16 protein-coding genes are annotated in these 16,554 nt (G+C 39.1%); 14 read left to right on the top strand and 2 right to left on the bottom strand.

Annotated elements, in window-relative coordinates; genetic code table 11:
• Positions 1-85: 85 nt before the first annotated feature.
• Entirely contained in the window at positions 86-1,480 is a 1,395-nt protein-coding gene (asnS, locus tag DS2_RS16660; RefSeq protein ID WP_035016044.1) for an asparagine--tRNA ligase, read from the bottom strand.
• A gap of 66 nt (positions 1,481-1,546) precedes the next feature.
• Here asnS and DS2_RS16665 point away from each other — a divergent pair, with 66 nt between their 5' ends.
• Positions 1,547-1,945, top strand: a complete 399-nt coding sequence (locus tag DS2_RS16665; RefSeq protein ID WP_035016045.1) for a hypothetical protein — start codon at positions 1,547-1,549, stop codon at positions 1,943-1,945.
• Here the strand turns inward: DS2_RS16665 and bioA are convergent.
• Complete coding sequence (bioA, locus tag DS2_RS16670; protein ID WP_035016046.1) at positions 1,942-3,249, bottom strand: adenosylmethionine--8-amino-7-oxononanoate transaminase; 1,308 nt, start codon at positions 3,247-3,249, stop codon at positions 1,942-1,944. The two genes, DS2_RS16665 and bioA, sit on opposite strands and share 4 nt — an antisense overlap.
• Before the next feature lie 100 nt (positions 3,250-3,349).
• Between bioA and bioB the strand changes: the two genes are divergently transcribed.
• The 13 genes from bioB (at position 3,350) to DS2_RS16735 (ending at position 16,514) form a co-directional block, all read left to right on the top strand.
• Positions 3,350-4,393 carry a biotin synthase BioB gene (gene bioB, locus DS2_RS16675; protein WP_035016047.1) on the top strand — a complete coding sequence of 348 codons (1,044 nt, stop codon included), beginning with the start codon at positions 3,350-3,352 and terminating at the stop codon, positions 4,391-4,393.
• Positions 4,393-5,577 carry an aminotransferase class I/II-fold pyridoxal phosphate-dependent enzyme gene (locus DS2_RS16680; protein WP_035016048.1) on the top strand — a complete coding sequence of 395 codons (1,185 nt, stop codon included), beginning with the start codon at positions 4,393-4,395 and terminating at the stop codon, positions 5,575-5,577. Before bioB ends, DS2_RS16680 begins: the two co-directional genes overlap by 1 nt.
• 10 nt (positions 5,578-5,587) lie before the next feature.
• Positions 5,588-6,403 carry a methyltransferase domain-containing protein gene (locus DS2_RS16685; protein ID WP_051479961.1) on the top strand — a complete coding sequence of 272 codons (816 nt, stop codon included), beginning with the start codon at positions 5,588-5,590 and terminating at the stop codon, positions 6,401-6,403.
• A gap of 3 nt (positions 6,404-6,406) precedes the next feature.
• The gene (gene bioD / locus DS2_RS16690) at positions 6,407-7,081 is read left to right on the top strand and encodes a dethiobiotin synthase (protein ID WP_035016049.1); all 675 of its coding nucleotides are present in this window, start codon (positions 6,407-6,409) and stop codon (positions 7,079-7,081) included.
• A gap of 201 nt (positions 7,082-7,282) precedes the next feature.
• A complete protein-coding gene (pgm, locus tag DS2_RS16695) occupies positions 7,283-8,926 on the top strand; it encodes a phosphoglucomutase (alpha-D-glucose-1,6-bisphosphate-dependent) (protein ID WP_035016050.1) in 1,644 nt (547 codons plus the stop codon).
• 432 nt (positions 8,927-9,358) lie between these two features.
• Entirely contained in the window at positions 9,359-11,797 is a 2,439-nt protein-coding gene (locus DS2_RS16700; protein WP_051479962.1) for a glycogen/starch/alpha-glucan phosphorylase, read from the top strand.
• Positions 11,798-11,920: 123 nt separating this feature from the next.
• A complete protein-coding gene (locus tag DS2_RS16705; protein ID WP_035016051.1) occupies positions 11,921-12,385 on the top strand; it encodes a DUF4262 domain-containing protein in 465 nt (154 codons plus the stop codon).
• 317 nt (positions 12,386-12,702) lie between these two features.
• Positions 12,703-13,197, top strand: a complete 495-nt coding sequence (locus DS2_RS16710; protein WP_035016052.1) for an AAA family ATPase — start codon at positions 12,703-12,705, stop codon at positions 13,195-13,197.
• Positions 13,198-13,285: 88 nt separating this feature from the next.
• A complete protein-coding gene (locus DS2_RS16715) occupies positions 13,286-13,756 on the top strand; it encodes a Dps family protein (RefSeq protein WP_035016053.1) in 471 nt (156 codons plus the stop codon).
• A 400-nt stretch (positions 13,757-14,156) separates the two neighbouring features.
• Entirely contained in the window at positions 14,157-14,663 is a 507-nt protein-coding gene (locus tag DS2_RS16720; protein WP_035016054.1) for an RNA polymerase sigma factor, read from the top strand.
• Position 14,664: 1 nt separating this feature from the next.
• Positions 14,665-15,321, top strand: coding sequence for a hypothetical protein (locus DS2_RS16725; protein ID WP_035016055.1), 657 nt, complete (start codon positions 14,665-14,667; stop codon positions 15,319-15,321).
• A gap of 40 nt (positions 15,322-15,361) precedes the next feature.
• Positions 15,362-15,856 (top strand): hypothetical protein, encoded by a 495-nt coding sequence (locus tag DS2_RS16730; RefSeq protein WP_035016056.1) that lies wholly within the window; start codon positions 15,362-15,364, stop codon positions 15,854-15,856.
• A gap of 253 nt (positions 15,857-16,109) precedes the next feature.
• Entirely contained in the window at positions 16,110-16,514 is a 405-nt protein-coding gene (locus tag DS2_RS16735; RefSeq protein WP_035016057.1) for a hypothetical protein, read from the top strand.
• The last annotated feature ends 40 nt before the right edge of the window (positions 16,515-16,554 follow it).

Raw genomic sequence — 16,554 nt, forward strand, 5'->3', positions numbered from 1 at the left:
AAAAAAGGTGCTTAAAAGCACCTTTTTTATTGGAAGTTATCTTGCTTTTAGGCGAGCGCAGGGCGCCAGCCTAAATTAAACAGACTTAGAACGAAGCTGTTTTTGGCGCACGTGGGAATGGAATAACATCACGCACGTTTTGTACACCTGTTACATAAGCAACTAAGCGTTCAAAACCTAAACCAAAACCACCATGCGGCACTGAGCCGTAGCGGCGTAAATCACGATACCAGTAGTAATCTTCTGGGTTTAAGTCAACTTCGTGCATACGCGCATCTAGTATGTCTAAGCGGTCTTCACGCTGACTACCACCAATAATTTCACCAATACCCGGTGCTAATACGTCCATGGCTGCAACAGTTTTACCGTCATCATTTAAACGCATATAGAAAGCTTTAATGTCTTTCGGGTAGTTTTGTAGAATAACGGGTCCACCTACGTGTTTCTCAGCTAGATAACGCTCGTGCTCAGATGATAAATCAATACCCCATTCAACAGGGAATTCAAACTTCTGGCCGGATTTTAATAAGATGTCGATAGCATCTGTGTAATCCATACGAACGAATTCTGATTCAGTTAAGGTCTTTAAGCGTTCAACCACACCTTTTTGCACACGTAAATCGAAAAACTCTAAATCGTCCATACGTTCAGCTAACACAGCTTTAAATACGTACTTCAACATGTCTTCAGCACATGATGCTACAGTTGCTAAATCAGCAAATGCGATTTCAGGCTCTACCATCCAAAACTCAGCTAAGTGACGACTGGTATTTGAGTTTTCTGCTCTAAAAGTTGGACCAAAAGTATAAACTTTAGATAAAGCACAACAGTAAGTTTCAACGTTAAGTTGACCTGATACTGTTAAGAAGGCTTCTTTACCGAAAAAGTCTTCGCTGTAGTCAACTTCGCCATTGTCTTTCATAGGCGGATTAACTGCATCTAAGGTTGAAACGCGGAACATTTCACCAGCACCTTCACAGTCACTTGCGGTGATGATAGGTGTTGCAATCCACTGAAAACCATTTTCATGGAAGTATCTATGAATCGCTTGCGCTAAACAGTTGCGTACACGTGTTACCGCTCCAATTAAATTGGTGCGCGGACGTAAATGCGCATGTTCACGCAAGTATTCTACCGAGTGGCGTTTTGGTGCCATTGGGTATGTATCTGGATCTTCAACTAAGCCGATAATTTCAACTTCGGTTGCTTGAATTTCAAAACTCTGGCCTTTACCTGCTGATTCAACCAAAGTACCAGTAATTGCTAGCGAACAACTTGTTGTTAATTTCGCAATCTCGGCGTAGTTCGCCAAATTGCTGTCGGCAATAACCTGAATAGGGTCGAAACAAGAGCCATCATGTAAATTGATAAAAGCAAAATTTGGATTTGAACGAACGGTACGAACCCAGCCTTTAATGGTTAGAGTTTCTTTTAATGGGTATTTACCCGCTAATACATCACTGATTGCAGCGTGACTCATTTCAATTTTGCTCCGGCTAAATAAATCTTCTATTGTTATAAAGGGCAATATGTTACTAAAGCCAATATGAGAAACAAGCAAAAAGACACTAAAATTGTCGAAAATGAACGTAGAAAAGGCGCCGACTGGGTAATTAAGTCGATTTGGGCAACTAATTTAGTTGCTTGGTTGAGTTTTATCTTAGCTATGGTGTGGTTTAGGCTTGCCCGACCAGAAAAACTGCCAGGCTATGCCAAGTATAAAAAAATTGAAGATGAGTATCGATTGGAGTGGGCAGAACAATGGACAGAGTTTCTTTTTTGGCAATTGATCATTTGTTGTGCAATTACCCTAATTGCTATGTTTATCAACTTAAAAAGAATGAAACGCAAAAGCGACCATTTTCACTATAACTTGGCAGTATTGTTAGCGGTGGCGGTCGCTGCGGTTTTATACGTGTATACTCAAATACTGCCGCGTTTTTAATTTTTTAACCAGGCTTCAATTGCGCCAGCCAACTTTTTAATGTGTTTTTCTTCACTGATAAACGGCGGCATTAAATAAACTAATTTACCAAAAGGTCTAATCCACACACCTTGTTCTACAAAAAAGGCTTGAATTTGCTCCATTGGCACAGGCTCTTTTAGCTCAACCACACCTATAGCACCTAACACACGTACATCTTCCACTTGTGCAAATTCAGCAATTGGCTGTAAGTATTTGTTCAGCCAGTTTTCGACATTTGCGACTTGCTCTTTCCAGTTGTTTTCAATCAGCAATTCAAGTGAAGCATTCGCCACAGCACACGCAAGTGGGTTGCCCATAAAAGTAGGGCCGTGCATAAATACACCTGCTTGACCATTACAAATTTGTTCCGCGACTTTGCTTGTGGTTAAAGTGGCGGCTAAGGTCATATAGCCACCAGTAATGGCTTTACCAACACACATAATGTCTGGTGTAATGTCGGCCCATTCACAAGCAAACATTTTGCCTGTACGACCAAAGCCCGTAGCAATTTCATCTGCAATTAATAATACATTGTATTGGTTAGCCAATTGGCGTAACGCTTTTAAATATTGCGGGTGATAAAAACGCATACCGCCAGCACCTTGAACGACAGGTTCAATAATGATTGCGGCGATATCATTGTGGTGTGCTTTCAATAACTGAGTGATTTCAATTAAATGATCTTGAGCTAAATCCGCTTTTTCTAACTGTTCATCTAACTCATTTTTATCTTTTGGGAATATTGGGGTAGGCGCATTGGCAAACAAATGCTGATTAATGGTCTTGTTAAACAAGGTGTGCATACCATTCACTGGATCACAAACCGACATCGCAGCAAAAGTATCACCATGATAGCCATTTTTCACCGTTAAGAATCTGCACTTATCTTGTTTGTGTTCACTTTGCCAATATTGAATGGCCATTTTCATCGCAACTTCAACACTAACAGAGCCAGAATCAGCTAAAAACACTTTCTCAAGTCCATTTGGTGCCAAATCAACTAACTTTTTAGACAAATCAACCGCTGGTTTGTGAGTGAGCCCACCAAACATCACGTGCGACATTTGCTGGCTTTGCTCAACCAAAGCTTGATTGAGTTTGGGATGATTATAACCATGCACCGCAGCCCACCAGCTACTCATACCATCCACCAATACTTCGCCTGTTTCCAAAGTAATTTCAACACCGCAGGCGGATTTAACAGGGTAAGTTGGTAAAGGGTTAGTTAAGGAGGTATATGGGTGCCAAATATGTTTACGATCAAACTCTAAATCAATACTCATGCTTAATATTTATACAGATGTCAAATTTTATGAAGCGAATGATTGACAGTGTAACTAAGGTAAATAAACTATCAAGCAAAATTCAATTAGAGAAAAGAGCATGCAAGCTGAAATACGCCACGATTGGACAACTGAAGAAATTCAAGCCTTATTTGATTTACCATTTAACGATTTATTATTTAAAGCTCAGAGCGTACATCGCCAACACTTTAATCCAAATGAAGTGCAAGTAAGTACTTTATTGTCGATTAAAACAGGTGCATGCCCAGAAGATTGTAAATACTGCCCACAAAGCGCACGTTACGATACTGGCCTACACAAAGAAAAGTTAATGGAAGTACAAAAGGTGTTAGAAACAGCTGAGCTTGCAAAGAAAAATGGCTCAACACGTTTTTGTATGGGCGCTGCGTGGCGTAACCCAAAAGATCGTGACATTCCTTACATAGTTGAAATGATTAAAGGTGTGCGCGAAATGGGCATGGAAACTTGTATGACGCTTGGCATGTTAACCCGTGAACAAGCGATCACCTTACAACAAGCTGGTTTAGATTATTACAACCACAACTTAGATACGTCACAAGAATTTTACGGTGACATTATCACTACACGTACTTTTCAAGACAGATTAGACACTTTAGAAAATGTGCGAGCATCTGGCATGAAAGTATGTAGTGGCGGTATTGTTGGTATGGGGGAAGAAGCTAAAGACCGAGCAGGTTTATTAAAAAGCTTAGCTAACTTAGAACAACACCCTGACAGTGTACCAATTAATATGTTGGTTCGTGTTGAAGGTACCCCATTTGCTGATCTTGAAGATTTTGACCATTTTGAATTTATTCGCACCATAGCAGTTGCACGTATTTTAATGCCAAAATCGCATGTGCGTTTATCTGCTGGTCGTACTGAAATGAATGAACAAATGCAGGCTATGTGTTTCTTTGCTGGCGCTAATAGTATTTTCTATGGCGAAAAACTATTAACCACTGAAAACCCAGAAGCAAATACCGATATGCAATTGTTTGCTAAATTAGGCATTCAACCAGAAAAACGCCAAGGTTATTCTGACGAAGTAACAGAACAAGCTATTTCTGAAGCGGTTGCTGAAAGCCAACAAACGCCACAGTTTTATAACGCTGCTGTTTAATGTTACCCAGCTATATTGAGCAAGAGCTTGCAGCTAAGCAAGCTCAATACGCTTATCGACAAAAAAATACAGTTACAACCGACCAGCAATTTATTGTTCATAACCAGCAAAAGTATTTAAATTTTTCTGGTAATGATTATTTGGGTATTGCTGCGTCTGGTTGTTTGCAATCTGCGTGGATGAATGCGCTTGAAACTAATTTATCGGGCAGCACTGGCTCACCGTTAATCAATGGCCATCATGCTGCTCATCAAGCGTTAGAAGACGAAATTTGTGATTGGTTGGGTTTTGATGCTTGTTTGTTATTTAACAGTGGTTTTTCTGCCAATAGCTCGGTATTAAAAACACTGTTAAAAGAGCAAAACCAGCTGATTATTCAAGATAAATTAAACCATGCGTCTTTAATTGATGGTGGCCTACAAAGCGCTGCGAAAAATTTGCGTTTTAAACACAATGATATCGAGCATTTGCAACAAAGATTGCAAACACCAGCCGACTATAAATTAGTTGTAACTGAAGGTGTGTTTAGTATGGATGGTGATGGTGCGCCACTGCAGCCAATTTGTCAGCTTATAGCAGAGCAAGATAACACAGGTTTAATGTTAGACGATGCACATGGCATAGGTGTATTTGGCGAGCAAGGTCAGGGCAGTTTAGCTAAACAAAATATATCAGCGAATAACATAGATATATTTACCGCAACTTTTGGCAAAGCGATTGGCACAAGCGGCGCATTTGTCGCAGGCTCAAAACAGTTAATTGATTATCTAGTTAATGAAGCACGAGCATATATTTTTAGCACTTCTTTCTCGCCGATATTAGCTGAGGTCACTCGTCAAGCTATTATTAAAATTCGCCGTGAAAATTGGCGACGAGAAAAGCTTGAACAGAATGTTGTGTACTTTGTTGATGGTGTCAACAAACTCGGGATAAGCTTGTCTTGTGGCGGGAGTGTCAGTGCAATTAAACCTGTGGTCATTGGCAGCAATGAAGATACGCTCAAGCTAGCTAAAATATTACGCAAGCAAGGCATATGGGCAACAGCCATTCGCCCACCAACTGTGCCCAAAGGACAAGCTCGCATTCGTTTTACTATAAATTCTCTGCATGACATTGCAGATATAGACCAAGCCATACAGGCTTTAGAAATCGGCCTGCTAACTTTAAGCACGAGCCAGAGCTAGGAAGGTAAAATTGTCGTTATCTAAAAAACAGCTTATCTCAGAGCATTTTTCTAAAGCTGCGGCCAGTTATGATGGTGCTGCACAATTGCAAATTGCAGTCATTGAGCAAGCCTCAAAATATTTGATGTTATCAACAGAAACCAATTTGCTTGATGTTGGGTGTGGTACAGCCAATTTAATTAGATTTGCTCGTGGCAATACATACCTGGGCTGTGACATCTCAACGGGGATGTTAAAAACTGCCCAACACAAGGTCGAAAGCTCGGTTGAATATCAAAAAAGGTTTAGCCAATTTGATTTTAGCCAAGCTGATGCTCATCAATTGCCATTTGACGACAATAGCTTTGATATTGTTTTTTCCTCGCTTGCGTGGCAGTGGTGCGATTTAACCCAAGTATTGCAACAAGCTTATCGCGTTTGTAAACCGGGTGGTCAAATCGTGTTTACGACCTTGTTGGCTGACACCTTAAGCGAACTTAAACAAGCTTTTGCTGCATTAGATTCGAATAACCACGTCAATAATTTTTTAACCATAGAGCAAGCTCAACAGCAAATTGAGCAAGCAAATGTCCGCTGCTCAGTTTTTGAGGTGGTTAACCATCAAACCCAATATTCTAGTGTTAGAGCACTGCTCAAAGAGTTAAAAGCAATTGGTGCAAACACAGTGGTTAATCGTGACAAATCAAATGCGTTAACACGGGCTAAGTTGCAGCAATTAGAAAATGTATATCCGAAATTGACTACTGTTGATAAAAACAAAGATTCCGGAAATATAACGGCAAGTTGGCAAACATTGTATTGTTGTATCTATAAAGCTAACCAATAAATTATGAATAGAAAAACATATTTTGTGACCGCCACAGACACTGAGTGTGGCAAAACTTTTTTTTCAAGCGCGCTTGTTAGTTACTTGAGTAAACAGGGCAAAGCTGCTGGCTTTAAACCCATTGCTGCTGGCTGTGATTTAATTGATGGTCAGTTCAAAAACGAAGATGCCTTAGCATTGCAGCAGGCTAGCAATGTCGAGCTTGAATATTCTACGGTGAATCCCATTGCACTTGAGCCTGCTATTGCACCACACATAGCAGCGGCTGAAGCTGGTGTTGAAATTACCTTTGAAAGCTTAACTCAAGCTTATGCAAACTTTGACCAACAGCACCTTGATTATTTAGTGGTTGAAGGTGCAGGAGGCTGGAAATTACCTTTGGGCAATAACAATTATTTATCCGACTGGGTAGCTGAGCAAGAGTTATCGGTAATTTTAGTTGTTGGTTTAAAACTAGGCTGCTTAAATCATGCTTTGTTAACCCAAGAGTCAATTAAAGCAACCGGCTGTAAAATTGTTGGTTGGGTTGCTAATTCACTACATGGTGAAATGCCATATATGCAACAGAATATTGAAACTCTTCAACAAGCTATCGATGCACCTTTGCTCGGTGTGTTACCTAAGTTAAACAAGCCAAGTGAAAGTTTACACTTTTTAAATTTATCGAACCTGTTGTAATGCTGGCTTCATACAACTTGTATAAAAACTCAAATGCCTCTTGTTTGTTAAGCAAAGCTAAGATATAAACAAAGGGCACACCCAAAGTAGGGTTTTACCTGAGTAAACAGTACAACTTAGGCATAACATAATACAAGTTAAAAACTTGAAGTCACGATACATACACTATCAAAAAATCAAAACCGTAAAGGAAAGTCATACATGGCGTTGCATGAGAGAGCTGGTCAGCCAGCACAAAGTCAAGATCTAGTAAATATTCCTCGTTTAGTTAGCCAATATTATTTAAATAAGCCGTCGGCGGCACAAGGCGTAAGTTTTGGTACTTCTGGACACAGAGGTTCTTCGGTTAATTCAACATTTACTGAAACGCACATAGCAGCCATATGCCAAGCGTTGGTTGAATACAGAACAGAAAAAAATATTGATGGTCCGCTTTATATAGGTATGGATACGCACGCCTTGTCAGAGTGTGCATTTGCAACTGCCGTTGAAGTGTTTGCTGCCAATCAAATTAATGTAGTTGTGCAACAAGGCCGAGGTTATACACCCACGCCAGTTATCTCACATGCAATTTTAACCTATAACCAAGGGAAAACGAGAGGTTTAGCAGATGGTGTTGTTATTACCCCAAGCCATAATCCACCACAAGATGGTGGTTTTAAATACAATCCACCAAATGGCGGCCCAGCAGATGCAGATATTACTAATGCTGTGCAAGCGCGCGCAAATGAAATTATTGCAAGTGGTTTAGCTGACGTTAAACGTATTGATTTTACTCAAGCGATTGAATCTGAATTTGTTACTGAATACGATTATATTAAACCTTATGTCGATGACTTAAAAAATGTAATCGACATGGATGCTATTGCCAAATCAGGTTTAAAAATTGGTGTTGATCCATTAGGTGGTTCAGGTATCGCATATTGGGATGTCATTGCTCAAACGTATGGTGTTAATATTGAAGTCGTAAACGACAGCGTCGACCCAACATTCTCATTTATGACGTTGGATAAAGATGGCAAAATTCGCATGGATTGTTCATCACCATATGCAATGGCTGGTCTGATCGGCTTAAAAGATAAATTTGATATCGCAGTGGGCAACGACCCAGATTATGATCGCCACGGCATTGTCACTAAATCTGCAGGCTTGATGAACCCTAACCATTATTTAGCTGTTGCTATTCAATATTTATATACCCACAGAAAACAATGGGACAATGGTTTAGCCATAGGTAAGACCTTAGTCTCTTCAAGCATGATAGATAGAGTTGCTGATGCTCTAAATAAAAATTTATCAGAAGTACCCGTTGGCTTTAAGTGGTTTGTTGATGGATTATATTCAGGCACTTATGGTTTTGGTGGCGAAGAAAGTGCAGGGGCGTCATTCTTAAGAATGGATGGTTCAGTATGGTCAACCGACAAAGACGGTATTATTTTAGCGCTGCTAGCTGCAGAAATTACCGCAGTGACAGGTAAAGACCCAGCGCAACTTTATCAAGAACTCGTCAGCCAATTTGGTGAGCCTATCTATAATCGATTAGATGCGCCAGCGTCTAAAGCGCAAAAAGACGTACTGAAGAATTTATCGGCTGATGACGTAGAAGCATCAACACTGGCAGGTGAAAAAATTCTTGCTAAGCTTACTCACGCGCCGGGTAACAATGCAGCAATTGGTGGTTTAAAAGTCGTAACGGAAAACGGCTGGTTTGCAGCAAGACCATCAGGTACAGAAGAAATTTATAAAATTTATTGCGAAAGCTTTTTAGGCCAACAACACTTAGAGCAGATAATTGAAGAGGCTCAAGAAATTGTAAGCCAAACCTTTAAAAAAGCTGGACTTTAAGGTCAATTCAGTGGGCCAGTAACTTTGTTTAATAACATTTTTACTGGCTATTTGGCTGAGATTTGGTTAAATTTAGCCGCAAAACATAATAACAATAATCGAAATTGGACTATTTGATTAACTCCCAAACATCAACATTTAGTCTGCATGCGGAGCGCGTAACTGACTTATAAATGAGTAATGCATTCATTTATAAGTTGTGAAATTAACATCAACTTCATTTGAACAACGGGATTGCCCGTTACTCTATGAATAGGACATAAGATGACTACAACACGCCGTACTAGCAAAAGTAAGACAACAACATCAAAAACTTCAGCGTCAGCCAGCAAAACCGCTGCGAGCAAAAGCTCAACCAAAGCTGCAACCAAAAGTACAACTCGACGTAAAAAATCAGCTTCGGCAGTGTCAGCAAGCATTGCACAATTTGGTATGACCCCAGAGCAATTTAAAGAATGTGTTGTTCGCCACTTACACGTATCGCTAGGCACCGACGAAAACAAAGCAAGCAAAAAAGCGTGGTGGAATGCAACATGTGCTGCAGTTAACGAAATTGTTTTTGAGCGAGCGACTAAAACCCAAAAAACACACTTTCAAAAAGATACTCGAGCGGTTCATTATTTATCGTTAGAATTTTTAATGGGGCGCTTTTTAAAGAACAACCTAACCAATATTGGTTTAACTGAAGTCGCTGCACAAGCATTAGAACAATTAGATTTAGACTTTAATGAAATATGCGAAGAAGAGCCAGATATGGCGCTAGGGAACGGTGGTTTAGGTCGTTTAGCTGCATGTTTTGTTGATTCACTTGCAACCCTTGGGTACCCGGCAATTGGTTATGGCATTCATTACGAGCACGGTTTATTCACCCAAGAAATTAAACATGGCCGTCAATTAGAGCGCCCAGACTCATGGCGCGAATATGGCAACCCATGGGAAATTTGTCGTCCAGAATCCATTCAAGAAATTCCGCTATACGGATATGTAGAAACTAAATACGATGAAAATGGCCGTATCCACAAAGAATGGCACCCAGGCCGCATAATTAAAGGGGTACCATGGGATATTCCAGTTGTTGGTTATGGTGCAAAAACAGTTAATATTTTACGTTTATGGGAAAGCCGTGCATCAGACTTCTTTAACTGGGATGTATTTAATGCCGGTGGTTATTTAGACGCACAAGTTGAGAATGTACAAGCTGAAACCATTTCTAAAGTATTGTATCCAAACGACAACACAGACGCGGGTAAAGAGTTACGCTTAATTCAACAATACTTCTTCTGTGCGTGTTCAATTAAAGACATAATTCGTCGTTACAAACGCGCACATGGTGACAATTGGGACAACTTCCCAGCTCAGGTGGTCATGCAACTAAATGATACCCACCCAGCAGTGGCAATCCCTGAATTAATGCGTATCTTAGTGGATAGGGCAGAATTAGATTGGGATAAAGCTTGGGGCATCTGCCAAAAAGTATTTGCTTATACTAACCATACCTTATTGCCAGAAGCGCTAGAAAAATGGTCAGTGCGTTTATTTGAAAAAGTATTGCCTCGCCATTTAGAAATTATTTACGAAATTAACAGCCGTTTCTTAGAAGAGGTTGTTGAGCCAGCATTCCCAGATAATGATGAAGTTAAACGTAAATTATCTATCATCGAAGAAGGCCATGAAAAAATGGTGCGAATGGGTAACTTGTGCGTAATCGGCAGCTTTAAAGTAAATGGTGTTGCTGAAATTCACTCTAAATTAGTTAAATCTGATTTGTTCCCTGAATTCGACAAAATTTGGCCAGGTAAATTAACCAATGTAACCAATGGTGTTACACCGCGTCGTTGGTTGAAGTCATGTAACCCAGCGTTATCAAACTTAATTAGCAAACATGTTGATGAAGATTGGCCAGTACATTTAGATAAATTACAAAAGCTAAATGACTTGGCGGATGACAAAAAATTCCAAAAAGAATTTATGCAAATCAAACATGATAACAAGGTTGAGTTAGCTAAAGTTATTAAAGAATTAACCAATGTCGACGTTGACCCTACAGCACTGTTTGATATTCAAATTAAACGTTTGCATGAATACAAACGTCAGCAACTTAACTTAATTCATATAATGGCCTTATATCGTCGTTTATTGCAAGACCCTGACTACGATATGCCAAAACGTGTATTTATCTTTGGCGCTAAAGCAGCCCCTGGTTATTACATGGCGAAAGAAATTGTTTATGCAATTAACAAAGTAGCGGACAAAGTTAATAACGACTCGCGTATTAAAGACAAACTTAAAGTGGTCTTTTTACCTAACTACCGAGTATCGTTAGCTGAGAAAATGATCCCTGCAGCTGACGTATCAGAGCAAATTTCACTGGCCGGTAAAGAAGCATCTGGCACTGGTAATATGAAACTTGCATTAAACGGTGCGGTCACCATAGGCACATTAGATGGTGCAAATATCGAGATTGCTGAAGAAGCGGGTGAAGATAACGTAGTGATATTTGGTTTAACGGTTGACGAAGTTAAAGCGAAAAAAGCTGAAGGTTACAACCCTTGGGATTATTATTACGCCAACGAAGAGTTAAAAGCAGTATTAGACTGGTTTGATACTGACTACTTCACCCCTGGTAAACCTGGTGAGCTTGCTGAAATTAAACGCAGCTTATTAGATTATGGCGACACCTACATGACACTTGCTGATTATGCTTCTTACTCAGATGCGCATAAGAAGATTGATGCATTGTATCAAGACTCTGCCAAATGGGCGCGTATGGCAATTGTAAATACAGCAACTATGGGTAAATTTAACTCAGACCGTTCAATTCAAGATTATGTTAACAATATTTGGAAGCTTGATCCTTGTAATGTTGAATAGGGTTAAAGCGAACTGATAGTTGTTTTAAAAAACTACAAAGAGCGTTCAAATGAACGCTCTTTTGCTTTCTATCGGTCAAAAGGGTTAATGACACCAACAAGTTTTTTCGGAACGGAGACTTCAGTGGACAAGCAGGATCAAAAAGCATTAAATGACATTGAAGAATATGGATGCCATATCATTAACGTCATGGAAGGTGATAATGAGCCTTCTTTTACTTACTCGATCGGAATTAACCAAAAGCAAAATAAACCAGACTTAATTATTGTCGGTTTAAAAAGAGAATTAGCTCACTCTATCGTGAATAATTATAAAGATCGGTTGCTTGCTGGTGAAACCTTTGAAACAGGGCAATATTACTCTGATTTTCTTGGAGGTTTCGACGTCTTCTTTATCGAAGTTGATAAATCACATTACAAAGAATATCTCGGTTGGGGTTTGTGGCTCAATAACGGAGATGATTTTAAAATGCTGCAATTAATTTGGCCTACTACCGACGGTGTGTGGCCTTGGGACAGCGATAAATCTGAATTTTATGAGTGGGCACAACCTATTCTTAATGACGCAGGTGAGTTAAGTAAAATATAATCGGCTAGCCGAGGGTATCTAGCCCTCAGCCCCTGTAATGGTCAGCGTAGTCAAACAAAAGCACAAGGCAAATGGTAGTTATATTGTTTGCTACACAATATAGAAAAGTTGGTGAATTATGGTGAAATCAGGCATTAGCTAAGACAAAGGCAAAATATGTTTAGTTCGGCTAATCGGCTGGGATTAAATTGTTGAAATGTCGCAAAAAATAAGCGAAAGTCGTTAGTAGTTTAACAAAGTAAGTAGACTGTGGTGCATTGTTGCTTTGTAATAGGGTTTTTCTACAGTCTCGTTATACATCACAATAGAGCGCAACGATGAACAAAGGTACATTAACTTTCTTCTGTGGAAAAATGGGAGCTGGAAAGTCGACTAAGGCTAGCGAAGTCGCACAGAAAAGCAACGCAGTTTTGCTTTCCGAAGATGAGTGGCTTGCGTCGCTTTACCCAAATAAGATTTCATCTCTAAATGATTATATTGAATATTCAAAGCTACTTAAGCCGCAGATTAAAAAACTTGTTCAATCCATGTTGTCTGTGGGAACTAATGTAGTAATGGATTTCCCAGCAAATACTGTGTCGCAAAGAGATTGGTTTCGGAGTATTTTTTCCGAGATCGAAGCTCCACACAATTTGGTATACATCGACCTTTCAAATGAGGTCTGCTTAATGCAGATTGAAAAACGGCGTAAAGAGCAGCCTGAAAGATCGGCAACTGATACACCTGATATGTTTGAGCAGGTTACAAAGTATTTTATCGCTCCAACCCCTGAAGAAGGCTTTAATATAACCAAAGTGGCACAAAATGCATAATCGGGTACCCTAGGGTATATTGCAAATACTATTGGGTTTGAAGATGTGCTAGGGTATTGTCAGTTTAAACCAAAACGAGGAACGCAAAATGACAGATATTGATATAGGTATTAATACGGAAGATAGAATCAAAATTGCTGAAGGTTTGAAACGTCTTTTGGCTGATTCTTACACTTTGTATTTACAAACACACAATTTTCATTGGAACGTCACAGGGCCTCAATTCCGTGAGTTACATCTAATGTTTGAAGAGCACTATACTGAGCTGGCTGTTGCGGTTGATGATATCGCGGAGCGCATACGTACTTTAGATGTGGCTGCTCCAGGAACATATAAAGAATTTGCAAAACTTAGTTCTGTTGAAGAGGTTGAAGGTGTGCCTAGTTCAGAAGAAATGGTTGACTTGTTGACCAAAGGGCATGAACAAGTGGTTAAAACTTCTAGAAATGTGTTAAAGCTTGCACAGTCTGCAGATGACGAGTCAACTGCAGCATTAGTTTCTGATCGTATGCGTATCCATGAAAAAACATCATGGATGTTAAGAGCTACTCGAAAGTAGTTTGCTGATACCTCCCTGTTTGTTAGCCTGCGCAACCTAGGCGTTGTCGCTTTGCGCAGGTGTGCAACAGGGCATTTCATCTTACAAAAGATCCAGTTTTAACAATTGGATAGATCTATCCATCCTCTTTGAATTTGGCCTTTCTATACCAGCATTCCTGCTATGGTTAACTATTCAGGTTGCACTGAAGTTTGCGTTCGGTTCTGCTTTATTAGGTGTATCTGAAATATTTCGTATAAAAATTTTATTTGTTTGTGATTATTTCAATATAGATGCGAATAATTAGGTAAACATAGAATATCGAACTGTTTAAATATACAAATAACGGCGTTTAAGCAAATACCCGAAACATGATGGGATAGGAATATTTAGACACAATAGTCAAAGTAAGAGAGTGTTCATGAACACAACTAAATCAGCATTATTTGCTCAGGCAATGGAAGAGCACAAAGGTATTATTTACAAGGTTGTCAATTCGTATTGTCACAATCTTGATGAAAGGCAAGACTTAGCTCAAGAAATACTTACAACTATGTGGCTGTCGTTTGACAAATATAACAACGAATTCAAGTTTTCTACTTGGATGTACCGAATTGCTCTAAATGTCGCCATTTCCTACTACCGAAAAGATAGTAAACGAGAAGATAAAGCCAATGTTTGTGAAGCATCTATTGTACATATTGCAGACGAACCTGCAGCAGGGGAGCGCAGTGAGGAAATAAAGCAGTTGTATCAATTTATTGCACAACTCGACACGGTAAATAAAGCGATTATGTTGCTTTATCTAGAAAGTGAATCTTACGACAGCATTGCTAAAAGCTTGGGCATCAGCACAACCAATGTCGCTACACGAATAAGCCGAATTAAAGAAAAATTGAAAAATCAATTTGAGTTACAGGAGTCCTAACATGAATTTAGACGAAATGAAAAATACTTGGGTTCAGCAAGAAAGCCAAAACGCCGCAGCTATCACTATAGATCAAAGAACCTTGGTTGAAATGAAAATTAATAAACAAATGCAGCAACTTAGAGCAATGAAATGGGCTCGAATTATTGAAAGTGTACTGTTTTTTTGTATTTTAATTTTATTGGGGCAATACATTGCACAAGGGGAATTCACGCTATCAGCCACCAAGGTATCGGCTTTGATTCTTAGTGTTTTTGCGATTATTGGTTTAGCTGGAAATATCGGCCAAGTTATTTTGATAGCTAAAGTTGATTATTCACAGCCAATCAACGAATTACAGAAAAATATCTATCAAGTTTGTTGCCACAAGTTGCAATTAACGAAATTACTGCTGATGTCTACGCCTTTTTATTTAGCTTATGTATTTATTGGGTTTGACGTATTGTTTGGCATAGCGCTGTTTCAACATTTGGAATCGCATATGGTTTGGTTTTACTCGGTATCATCTGTGCTATTGCTTATTGTTACCGTGTGGTTGTCGGCAAAGTTAAACTATAAAAACATCCACACCGACTGGGTTAAAAATACCATTCAATTTATTGTTGGTGAGCGTTTAGTTAATGTGGCGCAGTTTATTAACAACATCGAGTCGAGTTAAGATAACGATATATATAAACCTATTTGTTCAAAGCTAATTTATGAAAGCTCTACTTCAACAATGGGATGGAAAATCAAAAGCGGATATTGAAGCTATTTATCAAAATACATCTGCTGAGCTAGCCTTTGTTAATGACTTAATTTTATTGCTTCAACAGCCAGAATTACAAAAAGGGGCTTCGTGGCTTTTAAAGACACATGTCGATAATGGCTGCGTTTTGTCAGAAACTGAATCGCAAGAGGTTTTAGCGTGTTTAAAACATTTAGGGGATTGGCAAGCGAAACTCCATATTTTACAAATATTCCATGCAATTAAAATCTCTCATGAGTATAAACGTGAAGTAGAAAGCTTTGTCAGGCCTTTAATAACAGACAAAAATAAATTTGTTAGAGCCTGGGCATATAATGGATTTTATTTGTTAGCAAAGGCTTATCCGGAATACCGAAATGAAGCGGATGAATTCATTAAAATGGCTTTAAGAGATGAAGCTGCGTCAGTTAAAGCCAGAATTAGAAACATGCTAAAATCTAGTTAGTTGTATTAATGTGATTAGCTCGTTGCGTATCTTACGGTTTTAATGAATAGAGAGGACTTTGGCCAGCGTGTGACTGAATGTCCGCTAACCGATTCTCGATTAATTACAGCCGTGCTTTCTACAATAAAATATTGAGGTTGACTTTAATTTAAAATAAACATAAGTTTATGAAATTGATTGTTTTTTATTGATGGATTAACGGTTCGAATTCAATCTGGATACTGTGAATCCTGATCAATAAGCTGTTATGTGTATGGAGAAAATGATGCTGATGAGCGAAGTCTTGAGTTTGCCTCCTATTATGCAGGGCGTGTTAGGCTCTGCTATATTCTGGCTTATTCTTAAGTTAGGCGAGGTTATTACGTCGCACTTTCTTAAGAAGGTCTCACTAATTTCATCATCATTTCGTGATAAAGTGATTTTATCAAACACGGCTCTAAATCAGGTGGTTATGGGGGATGACCCTGTTAACGCTTCTGCTATGGCGGGCTGGTGTTTAATTCATGCTCTAAAAGAGACCATTAAAGGTATTATTTTTATTGTTATAGGCTTGGCTTTTAGTCCTATGTCTAATGTGTTTTTGGTTGCAGGGTGCTTGGGGGCTTTATTTTATTTTTATGTCGCCCTAACGTTTGTGAATCTCAAGTGGAAGAATTAAAAATACACATAACAAATAAGGATATGTGTCGCGAAGCCGA

Source organism: Catenovulum agarivorans DS-2, assembly GCF_000568405.1.
Lineage (GTDB): Bacteria > Pseudomonadota > Gammaproteobacteria > Enterobacterales > Alteromonadaceae > Catenovulum > Catenovulum agarivorans_A.

Coding starts and splice junctions, on each gene's coding strand:
- DS2_RS16730 (WP_035016056.1), top strand. CDS start 15,362: ATGAAAGCTCTACTTCAACAATGGGATGGAAAATCAAAAGCGGATATT.
- DS2_RS16665 (WP_035016045.1), top strand. CDS start 1,547: ATGAGAAACAAGCAAAAAGACACTAAAATTGTCGAAAATGAACGTAGA.
- DS2_RS16735 (WP_035016057.1), top strand. CDS start 16,110: ATGGAGAAAATGATGCTGATGAGCGAAGTCTTGAGTTTGCCTCCTATT.
- DS2_RS16710 (WP_035016052.1), top strand. CDS start 12,703: ATGAACAAAGGTACATTAACTTTCTTCTGTGGAAAAATGGGAGCTGGA.
- DS2_RS16700 (WP_051479962.1), top strand. CDS start 9,359: ATGACCCCAGAGCAATTTAAAGAATGTGTTGTTCGCCACTTACACGTA.
- pgm (WP_035016050.1), top strand. CDS start 7,283: ATGGCGTTGCATGAGAGAGCTGGTCAGCCAGCACAAAGTCAAGATCTA.
- DS2_RS16720 (WP_035016054.1), top strand. CDS start 14,157: ATGAACACAACTAAATCAGCATTATTTGCTCAGGCAATGGAAGAGCAC.
- DS2_RS16680 (WP_035016048.1), top strand. CDS start 4,393: ATGTTACCCAGCTATATTGAGCAAGAGCTTGCAGCTAAGCAAGCTCAA.
- bioB (WP_035016047.1), top strand. CDS start 3,350: ATGCAAGCTGAAATACGCCACGATTGGACAACTGAAGAAATTCAAGCC.
- DS2_RS16715 (WP_035016053.1), top strand. CDS start 13,286: ATGACAGATATTGATATAGGTATTAATACGGAAGATAGAATCAAAATT.
- asnS (WP_035016044.1), bottom strand. CDS start 1,480: ATGAGTCACGCTGCAATCAGTGATGTATTAGCGGGTAAATACCCATTA.
- bioA (WP_035016046.1), bottom strand. CDS start 3,249: ATGAGTATTGATTTAGAGTTTGATCGTAAACATATTTGGCACCCATAT.
- DS2_RS16725 (WP_035016055.1), top strand. CDS start 14,665: ATGAATTTAGACGAAATGAAAAATACTTGGGTTCAGCAAGAAAGCCAA.
- bioD (WP_035016049.1), top strand. CDS start 6,407: ATGAATAGAAAAACATATTTTGTGACCGCCACAGACACTGAGTGTGGC.